The sequence below is a fragment of the Agromyces tropicus genome (genome assembly GCF_039531345.1).
In the GTDB taxonomy this organism is placed as follows: Bacteria; Actinomycetota; Actinomycetes; order Actinomycetales; family Microbacteriaceae; genus Agromyces; species Agromyces tropicus.
Genome location: NZ_BAAAPW010000001.1, coordinates 901,313 through 914,261, shown reverse-complemented (window position 1 = coordinate 914,261; position 12,949 = coordinate 901,313). Strand labels below are relative to the sequence as shown.

The 12,949-nt window shown below is 73.3% G+C and carries 10 protein-coding genes; 6 read left to right on the top strand and 4 right to left on the bottom strand.

What is annotated here, in order from left to right:
- Nucleotides 1-108 precede the first annotated feature (108 nt).
- Entirely contained in the window at nt 109-327 is a 219-nt protein-coding gene (locus tag ABD230_RS04120) for a hypothetical protein (RefSeq protein ID WP_344369655.1), read from the top strand.
- A 63-nt stretch (nt 328-390) separates the two neighbouring features.
- On the opposite strand, the gene ABD230_RS04115 is transcribed toward ABD230_RS04120, so the two are convergent.
- From ABD230_RS04115 to ABD230_RS04105, 3 genes are all read right to left on the bottom strand, one after another.
- A complete protein-coding gene (locus tag ABD230_RS04115; RefSeq protein WP_344369653.1) occupies nt 391-1,257 on the bottom strand; it encodes an AraC family transcriptional regulator in 867 nt (288 codons plus the stop codon).
- A 147-nt stretch (nt 1,258-1,404) separates the two neighbouring features.
- Nucleotides 1,405-1,866, bottom strand: a complete 462-nt coding sequence (locus tag ABD230_RS04110; RefSeq protein WP_344369649.1) for a hypothetical protein — start codon at nt 1,864-1,866, stop codon at nt 1,405-1,407.
- Between the two features lie 140 nt (nt 1,867-2,006).
- Nucleotides 2,007-2,195 carry a hypothetical protein gene (locus ABD230_RS04105; protein WP_344369647.1) on the bottom strand — a complete coding sequence of 63 codons (189 nt, stop codon included), beginning with the start codon at nt 2,193-2,195 and terminating at the stop codon, nt 2,007-2,009.
- Between the two features lie 144 nt (nt 2,196-2,339).
- Between ABD230_RS04105 and ABD230_RS04100 the strand changes: the two genes are divergently transcribed.
- From ABD230_RS04100 to ABD230_RS04085, 4 genes are all read left to right on the top strand, one after another.
- A complete protein-coding gene (locus tag ABD230_RS04100; RefSeq protein WP_344369646.1) occupies nt 2,340-3,869 on the top strand; it encodes a S10 family peptidase in 1,530 nt (509 codons plus the stop codon).
- A gap of 70 nt (nt 3,870-3,939) precedes the next feature.
- Nucleotides 3,940-4,533 carry a TetR/AcrR family transcriptional regulator gene (locus ABD230_RS04095; RefSeq protein ID WP_344369644.1) on the top strand — a complete coding sequence of 198 codons (594 nt, stop codon included), beginning with the start codon at nt 3,940-3,942 and terminating at the stop codon, nt 4,531-4,533.
- A gap of 9 nt (nt 4,534-4,542) precedes the next feature.
- Complete coding sequence (locus ABD230_RS04090; RefSeq protein WP_344369643.1) at nt 4,543-7,440, top strand: MMPL family transporter; 2,898 nt, start codon at nt 4,543-4,545, stop codon at nt 7,438-7,440.
- Nucleotides 7,437-9,674 carry a YhgE/Pip family protein gene (locus ABD230_RS04085; protein WP_344369642.1) on the top strand — a complete coding sequence of 746 codons (2,238 nt, stop codon included), beginning with the start codon at nt 7,437-7,439 and terminating at the stop codon, nt 9,672-9,674. Before ABD230_RS04090 ends, ABD230_RS04085 begins: the two co-directional genes overlap by 4 nt.
- Before the next feature lie 77 nt (nt 9,675-9,751).
- On the opposite strand, the gene ABD230_RS04080 is transcribed toward ABD230_RS04085, so the two are convergent.
- On the bottom strand, nt 9,752-10,612 hold the full coding sequence (locus ABD230_RS04080) for a sugar phosphate isomerase/epimerase family protein (protein ID WP_425546182.1): 861 nt from the start codon (nt 10,610-10,612) through the stop codon (nt 9,752-9,754).
- Between the two features lie 146 nt (nt 10,613-10,758).
- On the opposite strand from ABD230_RS04080, the gene ABD230_RS04075 reads away from it, so the two are divergent.
- On the top strand, nt 10,759-12,930 hold the full coding sequence (locus ABD230_RS04075) for a bifunctional alpha,alpha-trehalose-phosphate synthase (UDP-forming)/trehalose-phosphatase (protein ID WP_344370114.1): 2,172 nt from the start codon (nt 10,759-10,761) through the stop codon (nt 12,928-12,930).
- The last annotated feature ends 19 nt before the right edge of the window (nt 12,931-12,949 follow it).

Below are 12,949 nucleotides of genomic sequence, written 5' to 3'. Positions count from 1 at the left end.
GCACGGTTTCCCGATCGACATTCGGGTGACGTGCATCCGATCGCGCCCTTCGGACCGAAGTAGGGGTGAACGGGTGAACACGCACCCGCCGATCGAAGGGGAAGTTCCATGAAGCGCATTCTCGCCACCGGATTCATCGCCGCGCTCGCCACGTTGGGTGTCGCCGCTCCGGCCCACGCCGCGCCCAACGCCGCCGCCTGCTTCGGCCAGGTGCACAAGACCATCAACACCGAGGGCGCGCTCGGGTTCACCAACGTCGGGGACGTCGTCAAGGCCATCGGCGGCCAGGGCAAGAACGACACCGCCCGGGGCCTCTGCGCCGACTGAGCCCCGACGGGGCGGGATCCGTGGTCGGCGGCTCGGAACCGTGGGTTCCGAGCCGCCGCCGCGTCACGCCCGCTCGACGGGCAGCCACAGCTCGCACGTGGCGGTGCTGAAGTCGGGGGAGCGCTCGAGGACCGCGACGATCGAAGGGCCGGGGCGCAGGCGCCAGGGGTTGGAGGGGAACCAGTCGGTGGCCGTCGCGGCCCAGGTCTCCTGCAGCGCGGCCGGGTGGTCGCCCGTGCTCCGGAACACCGCCCACGCGCCGGCCGGGACGTCGATCGCGTCGAGGTCGTCGGGTCGTGCCGCGGCATCCGTCACCGCGACGCCGTGGAGGTAGGTGAGCTCGCTGCCCTCGGCGGCGTCGGGGTCGACGTCGGCGGTCACCTGGAGCAGGCCGGCCGGATCGGTGCTGCTGAGCGCCTTCAGCCGATCGTGCTCGGACGCGGGCAGGCCCGCGATGTGCGCCTGGATGTGCGGATTGACGCCGTGGTGGATGAGCGGGACGCGGGCGGCGTGCCCGATGAGGCGGAACGCGGGGCGGTCGGCGATACGGGTGTCCATGGGGGTGTTCCCTTCGACGGTCAGGCGGAACCTGAGCTGCGGTTGCGAGCGAAGGGGACCGCCGTCGCGACGGACGTCGCCGGGGCCGACACCGTGCACGGCGCGGAACGCGCGGGCGAACGCCTCCGTGGATCCGTATCCGTACCGCACGGCGATGTCGAGCAGCCCGTCGTCGCCGAGCAGGTCCGCGGCGGCGACGGTCATGCGCCGGCGCCGGACGTACTCCGACAGCGGCATGCCCGCCAGCGACGAGAACATCCGGCGCACGTGGTACTCGGTCGTGCCGAGGCCGGCAGCCAGGCCGGCCAGGTCGACGTCGTCGGTGAGCTGGCGCTCGACGTGCTCGACCACCTGATTGAGCGTCGCGATCACGGTCCCTCCTTCGTCCACCCAGCTTCGTCGCAGGCAGCGGCGCGCACCCGATGATCGCGGACCGGATCGATCGGGGGGCGGTTCAGCGCTCCGACCCGTCCGCCCCGATGATGCGCACGGTGCGCTCGGGCAGGGGGCGCGTCGCGATCAGGCGGCGCGCGCGCCGTCCTCGGCGACGACGTCGGCGACGAGCACGGGCTCGGCCGCCGGCGTCGCGGCATCCGTCTCGTCGGTCTCGACCGGATCGACCGCATCGACCGGGTCGGCCCACACCACGAGCGGCGCCGGGCTCCAGCTCAGGGCGAGCGACGCCTCCTCGGCGGGCACCACGACGGCCACCTGCTCGCGCTCCTCGAGGATCGCGCGGGTCACCTCGGCGGCGATCTGGTGGGTCAGCATCGACTGGAAGATGTGGTCGGAATCCTCGGCACTGCGGCGAACGAGGGACCACTGGCCGTCCGGGCCGATGAATCGCGACAGCCGCGCGTTGACGAGCTCGAAGATCTGCTCGCCGCGGAGGTCCGCGGCCGTCGCCCGGGGCGACGGGGCGGGGGCGGTGTGGGCTGCGGCCTGTGCGGCGAGCCGCGCGCGACGCCAGCGGCGGAACATCGGTGTCCTCTCGATCGGAGCAGGTGGCGGACTCGGCGGACGGCGGTTTCGTCCAGTGTCCGTCACGCGGCGACCCCCCGGGCTCGGACACGCCGCTGGGGCGCGGAGCCGTCGGACGCGGACGGTGCGGGTGCGGGCGGCTACTCGGCCAGCTCGCGGCGCTTCTGCTCGTCGGCGACCGTGCCGATCGCGATGGCGAGGGTGGCGGCCCAGGAGACCCACATGAGCAGGAGCCTCCAGTCACGCGGTCCCGCCTTGGTGGCGCGGATGACTCCGACCGCGCCGAACAGCGAACTCAGGACCGCTCCACTGAAGAGGTACTTGCGCATTCCGCAACGCTATCGCGTCGAACTCGGGCCGCGCGACCGGTTGACGGGCGCGTCCGGTTGGGGCCGGGGTCGCAGCCGCTGACGGGTGGCGGCGCTCACTAGGCTGAGGGCGCGAAGCGCGAGTTGTGCACCCAGGAGGCGACGATGCCCGAACCATCCGCAGACACGACCGACGGCGCGACGGCGGGCGGCGCATCGGACGGGAAGGCCGGGGCCCGCGGCCCCGTCACCCCCGCATGGGCGGCGCCCCCCGGCGCGAGCGCCCCCATGACGTGGGCGCCCGACGGTCATGAGCCCATCTCGCTCACCGCGACCGCGGACTGGACGGTGCTGCGCCGGGAGGAGTCGCCGGCCGCCGAGGTCTTCGCGGTCTCGTACCTCGCCACCGACGAGGCCGCCGATCGTCCCGTGACGTTCGTGTTCAACGGCGGACCGGGCGCCTCCTCCGCGTACCTGCACGTCGGGGCCATCGGGCCCCGACGTGTCGTCCTGCCCGACGACGGCTCGACGGCGCGGATGCCGGTGCGCATGGTCGACAACGACGCCTCGTGGATCGCCGACACCGACCTGGTGTTCATCGACCCGGTCGGCACCGGGTTCTCGCGTCCCATCCCGTCGGAGCCGAAGCCGGGCGAGGCTGCGCCGACCTACTGGAGCTACGACCGCGACCTCGCGGCGATGCGCGAGTTCATCAGCCGCTGGCTGTCGCGCAATCGCCGGTGGTCGGCGCCCGTGTTCATCGCCGGCGAGAGCTACGGCGGCTACCGCGTCGGGCGGCTCGCGTGGTCGCTGCCGAAGGACGAGGGCGTGGGGCTCGCCGGCGCGGTCCTCATCTCGCCGGCGCTGGAGATCACCCCGCTCACCTTCACCGACTACGCGACCGACCCGTACGTCGACACGATTCCGACCATGGCCGCGGGCGCGTTGCACCACGGGCGCTGCCGGGCGCCCGAGGCGGCGGACGGCGCCGATGCGGTCGCGGCAGCCGCTTCAGCGTTCGCGACGACCGACTATGCGACGTTCCTGATGCGCGGCGCCTCGGTGCCGGCCGAGGAGCGGTCCGCCGTGCTGGCGCGCTTGGCCGACCTGGTCGGACTCGCCCCCGCCGTGGTCGAGCAGCTGCAGGGCCGCATCGGCATCGACCGCTGGGCCCGCGAGATCCTCCGCGATCGCGGCGAGGTCGCGGGACTCTACGACGTCACGCAGACCGTCGTCGACCCGTTCCCGGATCGCGTGTCGTTCGAAGGCGGCGAGCACACCCTGGCGGGCTCGACGGCGGCGTTCACCATGGCCATCAATCACCTGCTGCGCGCCGAGATCGGGGTGGAGACCGACCGGCAGTACGCGGTGCTCAGCTACGAGGTGAACAAGAAGTGGGTCGCCGACGACGACCACCACGCCCTCGAAGCCCCTCCGGGGTCGGTCGACGACCTCCGCAGGGGCCTGACCCTCAATCCGCACCTGGGGGCGCTCATCGTGCACGGTCGCCACGACCTGGTGACGCCGCTGCACAGCTCCCGCCGGATCGTCGACCTCATGCGACTGGCTCCGGCCACCGGCGATCGCGTGCGCCTGCGCGCCTACGACGGCGGGCACATGTTCTACACGCTCAGCGAGAGCCGCGAGGCCTTCACGGCCGACGTGCGCGAGTTCTTCGCCGCGTGCCTCCCCTGAGACTGGGAGAACACCCCGAGTCTGACCGATCGGGCAGGATCTGACCGATCGGTCAACTAGCGTCGATCGCATGCCCACCGAAGTCACGCCCGTCCCGCGTGCGCGCGCCGCCGACGAGCTGAAGCAGGCCGCCCTCGAGCAGTTCGCCACCGTCGGCTTCGCCGGCACGTCGCTGCAGCACATCGCCGACGCCGCCGGGTACGCGAAGTCGAGCGTGCTCTACCACTACGGGTCGAAGGAGGCCCTCCTCGAGGCGGCGATCGAGCCCGCCGTGGAGGGCTTCGAGGCCGTGCTCGAGGAGTTCCTCGCCGGCCGCGGCTCCGGCCGTCGGCGCACGCTCGTCGATCGCGTCGTCGACCTGCTCCTGCTGCATCGGCAGGCCGTGCACGTGTTCCTCATCCAGGGTCCGAGCCTCTCCGAGCTGCCGATCATCGCCCGCGCCAACGTCGCCGTGCGCCGCCTCGCCGCCGCGGTCTGCGAGGAGCGCGAGAGCGTCGAGGACCAGGTCCGGTTCGGCATCGCGCTCGGCGGCGCGGCCTTCCTGCTGACCGCCGGCCGCACCTTCGCCGACGAGCAGATGATCCCGTCCGACGACGAGCTGCGCGACGCGCTGCACCGGATCATCTCCGAGATCCTCACCCCCGTTCGCACCACCGGCAACTGAGAGAGAACCGTGGCACTGCTCCTCCACCGCATCGGACGCTTCGCCTACCGTCGGGCCTGGGTCGTCATCGTCGCCTGGGTGCTCGCCCTCGGAGGCCTCGTCGGCGCCGGCATCGGCCTGGGCGGCCAGCTCCAGGAGTCCTACGCGATCCCCGGCACCGAGTCCCAGGACGCGATCGACCAGCTCGCGGCGGTCTTCCCGCAGACCGCCGGCGCCTCCGCGAAGGCCGTCGTCGAGGCCCCGGACGGCGACTCGGTCGAGAACGCACCGTACCGCGACGCCATCACCGGGATGGAGGGCGAACTCGAGGGCGTCGACGGCGTCGCGAGCGTGCTCGGACCGTTCGACGAGTACGCCGGCGACCAGGTCTCCGGCGATGCCCGCACGGCGTACATCCAGGTCCAGTTCGACGGACCCGTGACCGAGGTCACCCAGGAGCAGATCGATGCGGTCCTCGCGACCGGCGACATCGGCCGCGACGCGGGACTGCGGGTCGCGTTCGGCGGCGAGGTCTTCCAGGAGACCACGTTCGGCCTCACGATCACCGAGGCGTTCGGCGTGCTGTTCGCGGGCGTGGTGCTGCTCATCACGTTCGGCTCGCTCCTGGCGGCGGGGATGCCGCTGCTCACCGCCATCGTCGGCGTCGGCACCGCCTTCGGCGGCATCTCGCTCGTCGCCGCCTTCGCGACCGTGTCGAGCACGGCGCCGATGCTCGCCGTCATGATCGGCCTCGCCGTCGGCATCGACTACGCGCTGTTCATCCTGTCGCGGCACCGGACCCAGCTCGCCCGGGGCATGGATCCCGAGGAGAGCGCGGCCGAGGCCGTCGCGACGGCGGGCGGCGCCGTCGTGTTCGCCGGACTCACGGTCATCATCGCGCTGCTCGGCCTGCTCGTCGTCGGCATCCCCTTCCTCAGCGTCATGGGCGTCGCCGCCGCGTTCGCGGTGCTCGTCGCCGTCATCGGCGCGACGACGCTGCTGCCGGCCCTGCTCGGCCTCGCGAAGGGCCGGCTCGCGCCGAAGCCGGGCAGCCGCGCCCACCGCCGCGGGGTCGCCGCCGACGACTCCGGCACGCGCACCCTCGGCCGCCGCTGGGTCGACACCGTGCTGAAGGCGCCCGTCGTCTTCGTCCTGCTCGTCGTCGGCCTGCTCGGCGCCGCCGCCGTGCCCGCCGCGAGCCTCGACCTCAACCTCCCCGGCGGCCAGGGCGAGGAGGGCACGAGCCAGCGCGAGGCGTACGACATGATCGCCGCGGGCTTCGGGCCGGGCTACAACGGACCGCTCATCGTCACGGTCGACATCACGCAGACGACCGACATCTTCGGGGACCTCGACGCGATCGGCGCGCGACTCGCCGACGTCGACGGCGTCGCGTACGTCGGCCAGGGACTCCCGAACGAGACCGCCGACACCGCCATCATCCAGGTGATCCCGGAGTCGGCCCCGAACGATCCGGAGACCAAGCAGGTCGTGCAGGACATCCGCGCGCTCGAGGAGTCCGTCGTCGACGACTACGGCACGCCCATCGCCGTCACCGGCTACACGGCCGTCTCGATCGACATCTCGCAGCGGCTCAACGACGCGCTCGTGCCGTTCGCCCTCATCGTCGTCGGCCTCTCGGTGATCCTGCTGCTCGTCGTGTTCCGGTCGGTGTTCGTGCCCTTCAAGGCCGCGCTCGGCTTCCTGCTCTCGGCGTTCGGCGCCATCGGCCTGACCGTCGCGGTGTTCCAGTGGGGATGGCTCGCCGACCTGATGCACATCGAACCCGGCCCGATCCTCAGCTTCCTGCCGATCCTGCTCATGGCCGTGCTGTTCGGCCTCGCGATGGACTACGAGGTGTTCCTCGTCTCGGGCATGCGCGAGGAGTACGTGAAGACCCGCGAGCCCCGCACGTCGATCGTGCACGGCTTCCAGCACGCCGCGCGCGTGGTCACGGCGGCCGCGCTCATCATGTTCTTCGTCTTCTTCGCCTTCGTCCCGGAGGGCACGGGGGTCATCAAGGGCATCGCGTTCGCGCTCGCCGTGGGCGTCGCGTTCGACGCGTTCCTCGTCCGGATGACGTTCGTGCCCGCCGCGATGGCGCTCGCCGGACGGGGTGCGTGGTGGCTGCCGAAGTGGCTCGGACGCATCCTGCCGGACGTCGACATCGAGGGGGAGGGCCTGCGCGCCCATCTCGCGGAGTCCGAGTGGGCGGCCGGCCGCGACGCCGACGTGCTCGCCGAGGACCTGCTCCTCGGCGACCCCGAGCGTCCGCTCGGCCCCGTCTCGGTCGCGGTGCCGCGCGGCGGCGCGCTCCTCGTGCGCGGGCGACCGGCCGACCGGCGCCTGCTCGGCGCGACGCTCGCCGGCCGGGTGCTGCCCGCGGGCGGCCGCCTCGCCGTGCTCGGCCGGCCGCTGCCGACCGACGCGGGCGCGGTCATGCGCCGCGTCGCGGTCGCCGACACGGTGACGGATGCCGCCGCCGGCGCCACGGCGGGCGACCTCGTCGCCGCACGCATCGACGCGACCCGCGCCTGGTACCGCCTCGACTCCAGCCGCGGTGCCGTCGCCACGGCGCTCCGCCGCGTCGCCGAGGCGCGCACGGCCGCCGCGGACCCGCTCGCCTGGCGGGCGCGTGCACTCGACCCCGAGACGCCGTTCGCCGAGCTCGACACGCTCGACCGCGTGCTCGTCGCCGTCGCCGCAGCGCTCGCCGAGCGGCCCCGGGCCGTGGTCGTCGAGCTCGACGGCGCCTCCCGCATCCCCGACCGGCTGTGGCCCGCGCTCGCGCGACTGGTGCCCGCCGACGTCCTGCTCATCGCGACCACCGCGCCCGACGCGGACCTCGACCACGCCGACGCGGCGTTCGAGCGTCGCGGCATCCGCTCCCTCGACCTCGTCGTCCGCCCCCAGGAGGCCCTCCGATGACCCGCACCGACTCCGCCGCGCGCCCGGGTTCGCGGCGCATCCGCCGCGCCGCCCTGCTCGCGGCCGTGATCGCCGTCCCGCTCGCCGTCGCCGGCCTCGTCGCCGGGGCGATCGGCGGCGCCGACGATCGCATGGACGCGATCCCCGCGATCGTCGTCAACAACGACGAGATGGTGACCACGACGACCCCCGACGGCGAGGAGCAGCCCGTGCTCGCCGGCCGGCTGCTCGTGACCGAGCTCACTGGCGAGGCCGACACCGGCTTCGACTGGACGATCTCGAACGACGAGGAGGCGGCGGCCGCGCTCGCCGACGGCGACGCGTACGCGGTGCTGACCATCCCGGCCGACTTCTCCGCCTCGGTCACCTCGCTCGCCGGGGACGCGCCGACGACCGCCTCCCTCGACATCCGCACCGACGACGCGCACAGCTACCTCGCCGGCACCGTGGGGTCCGCCGTGGGCGACGCGATCGCGACGACCTTCGGGCACGAGCTCACGACCCAGTACCTCGAGGGCCTCTACGGCAACCTCGTGCAGGTCGGCGGGTCGCTCGGCGACGCCGCCGACGGCGCCGGGCAGCTGGCCGAAGGCGCGGACTCGCTCGCGACCGGGCTCGACCAGCTCGCGGGCGGCATCGGCTCCGCGGCCGACGGCTCCGCGCAGGCGGCCGACGGCGCCGCGGCGTACGCCGCCGGCGTCGACCAGTACACGTCCGGCGTCGACCAGCTCGCAGGCGGGCTCGGCTCGCTCGACGCGCAGGCGGGCGGCCTCGACGGCATCACGTCCGGCGTCTCGCAGTACGTCGACGGCGTCGCGCAGGCCGGCTCCGGGATCGATGCGGGCATCGCCGCGTACGTCGACGGCGTGGGTCGGGCCGGGACGGGCGTCGACGGCGGTATCGCCGCGTACGTCGACGGCGTGAGCCAGGCCGGCGACGGCCTCACGGCGGCCACGACGGACTACGTCGCCGGTGTGGGGATGCTCGCCGACGGCGGCGAGCAGCTCGCGGCGTCGGTGCCGGCGCTGCTCGCCGCCGATCCGACCGGCGCGATGCTCCAGGCGGCGATCGACGAGTACGTCGCGAACGTACGGGCCACCGCCGACGGCGGCGCGGGCCTGATCGCCGGCACGTCGGACACGTTCGACTCGCTGCTCGCCGGTGGCGCGGACCTCCGCACCGGCACGGCCGACGGCTTCTCGCAGCTCGTCGCCGGCGGGAACGAACTGCGCACCGGCACCGCCGGCGGATTCGACGAGCTCGCCGCCGGCGGCGCGCAGCTCGTCGCAGGGACCGGCTCCGGCGTCGACGGCCTCCAGTCCGGCATCTCGCAACTGTCCGGCGGGGCCGCGCAGGCAGCGGCCGGCTCGCCCGCACTGCGCGACGGTGCAGACGGGCTCGCCTCCGGCGTCAGCGGGATCGCGAGCGGCCTCACCCGGCTGCAGGACGGCGCGAGCGCGTCCGCCGCCGGCGCCTCGCAGCTCGCCGACGGCACCACCGACCTCGCCGACGGGCTCGCGCAGGGCGCCGAGGGCACCGCCTCGCTCGAGGGACTCGACCCCGAGGAAACCGCCGGCGTCGTCGCCGACCCGGTCGTCGCCCAGGCGACACGCGACAACGAGATCACCTCGCTCGGCCAGGTCGTCGCGATGCTCATCGGCCCCATCGGACTGTGGCTCGGCGCGATGACGCTGTACCTCGTCTTCCGCCCGTTCACGCGGGAGGCGCTCGCGAGCACCGCGCCCACCGCACGCCTCGTCGGCCGCACGCTCTTCCGCGGCTCGCTGATCGGGCTCGCGCAGGCCGCCGCCGTCGTCGCGCTCATGCACACGGTGCTCGGCGTCGACTGGGCGCTCCTGCCGCAGACGCTCGCGTTCGCCGCGCTGCTGGCGGTCGTGTTCACGGCGATCCACGCGTTCCTCAGCGCCTGGCTCGGCCGGATCGGCACGGTCGTCTCGCTCGTGCTCGTGGTGCTGCAGCTCGCGGCATCCGGTGGCCTCTACCCGCTCGAGGTCGTCAGCGGTCCCTACCAGGCGATCAGCCCGTTCCTGCCGCTCACCTGGGCGGTGCAGGGCATGCAGCTCATCGTCGCCGGGGTCGGGGGAGCGGGCGTGTGGGCCGCGGCGGGCGCCCTCGTGCTGTTCGGGGTGCTGGGGGTCGCCGGAACGGCGATCGTGGTCGCGCGGAGGCGCGGCATCCGCGCGGCCACGCGATTCGCAGCCGCCCCGGCATGACGCACGCGGCGGCGTCGGGCGATCGCTCGGCGCCGCCGACCGAACCGGCGCCGTGAGCGCCAGAGGCGACGCCCGAGCTAGGACTGGCGGCCGGGCACGATCGCGTCGATGACGCGACGCAGCGGCGACCCGTGCTCGGCGGCGGCGTCGACGGCGACGTGCTCCCGCGCGTACGCGACGGTCTCCCGCAGCATCTCGAGCCGCTCCGCCTCGGTCTTGGCCTTGCGCGTGTTCACCTCGGCGACGATCGAGCCGTCCCATCCGCGATCGGCGAGCATGCGCAGCACCTCCGCGACGGGCTCGCGTCCGCGACCCGGCAGGAGGTGCTCGTCGAAGATCTGCCCCTCGCCGATCGCGCCCGACCCGTCGCACAGGTGCACGTGCCGGAGGCGGTCGCCGAGGTCGTTCGCCAGCGTCATGCTGTCGGTGCCCGAGAGGGCGGCGTGCGAGAAGTCCAGCGTCACGGCGTCGCAGTCCATGGCGCGCGGGTCCCAGCCGGGGGCGTACGCCTTCACGTTCCGGCCGGCGGCACGCCACGGGAACATGTTCTCGACCGCGATCTCGACGCCGTGCTCCTGGGAGAGCTCCCGCACGATCGACAGGAACTCGAGCGCATAGCTCGCCTGCCAGCGGAACGGCGGGTGCACCACGACGCTTCCTGCACCCACCGCCTTCGCCAGCTCCGCGGTCTTCGCGAGCTTCACACGCGGATCGCGGCCCCAGACGAAGTGGGTGAGCAGCAGCACCGGCGCGTGGATCGAGAGGATCGGGAGCCCGTACCGCTCGGCCATCTCGTTGAGCGCCACGGGGTCCTGCGTGGTCGCCTCATTGGTGACCATGATCTCGACCCCGTCGAAGCCGGCCTCCTTCGCGATGCGGAAGGCGTGCTCGGGCTCGAGGGGGTACACACAGGTGGTGCTCATACCGATGCGGATCATGAGGCTCGAAGTCTAGCCCCGACTGCTGGGGATCAGGTGGGGACGTTCGGACTGTTAGCCTGAATCCCGTTCCGCGAGGAGGTTCCGACGACGTGAAGCCCGCCACCGACTCCGAGGACGCGCCACTGGTCGCGCCGATCTACGACATGGTCGTGGTCTCCAACCGACTGCCCGTCGACTACGTCGGCGGGGAGGGCGCCGAGACGCAGTGGAAGTCCTCGCCCGGCGGCCTCGTGACCGCGCTCGAGCCCGTCATGCGCGCGAACGACGGCGCGTGGGTCGGCTGGGCCGGCGTCGCCGACCGCGAGTTCGACCCGTTCGAGCACGACGGCATCTCGATCGTCCCCGTGCCGCTGTCGGCCGACGAGCTCGAGGAGTACTACGAGGGCTTCTCCAACGACACGCTGTGGCCGCTCTACCACGACGTCATCGCGCCGCCGAGCTTCCACCGCGAGTGGTGGGACGCGTACGTCACCGTCAACCGCCGCTTCGCCGAGGCTGCCGCGAGCGTCGCCGCCGACGGCGCGGTCGTCTGGGTGCAGGACTACCAGCTGCAGCTCGTGCCGCGGATGCTGCGCGAGAGCCGCCCCGACCTCGTCATCGGCTTCTTCAACCACATCCCGTTCCCGGCGTTCGGCATCTACTCGCAGCTGCCGTGGCGGCGCCAGGTCGTCGACGGCCTGCTCGGCGCCGACGTGATCGGCTTCCAGCGCGCGGCCGACGCCGGCAACTTCTCCCGCGCGGTCCGCCGCCTCTACGGCTACAAGACGCGCGGCACGATCGTCGAGGTGCCCGAGGAGGACGGCGAGGTGCGGCACGTCGTCGCACGCCACTTCCCGATCTCGATCGACGCTGCCGCGTTCGAGGAGCTCGCCCGCAAGCCCGAGGTCCAGGAGCGCGCGCGGGAGATCCGCCGCAGCCTCGGGGACCCCGACATCGTCATGCTCGGCGTCGACCGGCTCGACTACACCAAGGGCATCCGCCACCGCATGAAGGCGTTCGGCGAGCTGCTGCGCGACGAGCGTCTCTCGGTGCAGCAGGCGACGCTCGTGCAGGTCGCGAGCCCGTCGCGCGAGCGCGTCGAGACCTACCGGCAGCTGCGCGACGAGATCGAGCTGACCGTGGGGCGCCTGAACGGCGACTACTCGACGCTCGGCCACCCCGCGATCACCTACCTGCACCACGGGTACCCACGCCAGGAGATGGCGGCGCTCTACCTCGCCGCCGACGTGATGCTCGTGACCGCGCTCCGCGACGGCATGAACCTCGTCGCCAAGGAGTACGTCGCCAGCCGCTACGACGACGACGGCGTGCTGCTGCTCAGCGAGTTCACGGGTGCGTCCGACGAGCTCCGCCAGGCGATCCTCGTGAACCCGCACGACATCGAGGGCCTGAAGGACGCGATGGTCGAGGCGGGCAGCATGCCCAAGCGCGAGCGCGCGCGCCGCATGCGCGCCCTCCGCAAGCGGGTGAAGGAGAACGACGTCGCCAACTGGTCGGCCACCTTCCTCGAGACGCTCACGGGCGTCGGCAAGATCGCCCCGGGCGTCTCCGGCCCGCTCCGGTCGGCCGTCGCGAAGCTGGCCGAGGTCGAGCGGCTGCTCGTCGCACTCGACTTCGACGGCACGCTCGCGCCGATCGTCGACCGCCCCGAGGACGCCCGCGCCACCGAACGCGCCCGCGCCGCGGTGGAGCGGCTCGCAGAGTCGGACGACACGCGCATCGCGCTGGTCTCCGGCCGAGCGCTCGACAGCCTCAAGGACGTCGCCTCGCCGCCCGTCGCCGCCCTCCTCAGCGGATCGCACGGCGTCGAGCTCCAGCTCGACTCGGGCGGGGTCACGCTCGACCTCCGCGACGGCGAGCTCACCCGCCTCGAGCAACTGATCGAGATCGTGGAGGACGCGGCATCCGCCGCCGACGGCGCGTGGGTCGAGCGGAAGCCGGCCGGCATCGCCCTGCACACCCGCCGCCTCGGCACGAGCGCCGGCGCCGCGCTGCAGCGCACCGCACGGGAGCGCGTCGAAGAGGCGCTGCCCGGGCTCCCCACGCGGGGCGGCAAGAACGTGCTCGAGTTCGCGGTGCGCGCCAGCGACAAGGGCGAGGCGGTCACGCGCCTCCGCCAGCATTCCGGCGCCGACGCGGTGATCTACGTCGGCGACGACGTCACCGACGAGGATGCGTTCGCGACGCTCGAGAGCGACGACGTCGGCGTGAAGGTCGGCCAGGGCAAGTCGCTCGCCGCCTACCGCCTGCGCGGACCCGACGACGTCGCGGAGCTGCTGGAGGTGCTCGCCGAGCTGCGCGACGCCGCCCGCTGACCGTCGCGCAGGCGGCATC

What these genes read in the sequence shown, in the direction of transcription:
- ABD230_RS04110 (WP_344369649.1), bottom strand. Translation starts at nt 1,866, where the DNA reads ATGTTCCGCCGCTGGCGTCGCGCGCGGCTCGCCGCACAGGCCGCAGCC.
- ABD230_RS04080 (WP_425546182.1), bottom strand. Translation starts at nt 10,612, where the DNA reads ATGATCCGCATCGGTATGAGCACCACCTGTGTGTACCCCCTCGAGCCC.
- ABD230_RS04120 (WP_344369655.1), top strand. Translation starts at nt 109, where the DNA reads ATGAAGCGCATTCTCGCCACCGGATTCATCGCCGCGCTCGCCACGTTG.
- ABD230_RS04075 (WP_344370114.1), top strand. Translation starts at nt 10,759, where the DNA reads ATGGTCGTGGTCTCCAACCGACTGCCCGTCGACTACGTCGGCGGGGAG.
- ABD230_RS04100 (WP_344369646.1), top strand. Translation starts at nt 2,340, where the DNA reads ATGCCCGAACCATCCGCAGACACGACCGACGGCGCGACGGCGGGCGGC.
- ABD230_RS04085 (WP_344369642.1), top strand. Translation starts at nt 7,437, where the DNA reads ATGACCCGCACCGACTCCGCCGCGCGCCCGGGTTCGCGGCGCATCCGC.
- ABD230_RS04105 (WP_344369647.1), bottom strand. Translation starts at nt 2,195, where the DNA reads ATGCGCAAGTACCTCTTCAGTGGAGCGGTCCTGAGTTCGCTGTTCGGC.
- ABD230_RS04095 (WP_344369644.1), top strand. Translation starts at nt 3,940, where the DNA reads ATGCCCACCGAAGTCACGCCCGTCCCGCGTGCGCGCGCCGCCGACGAG.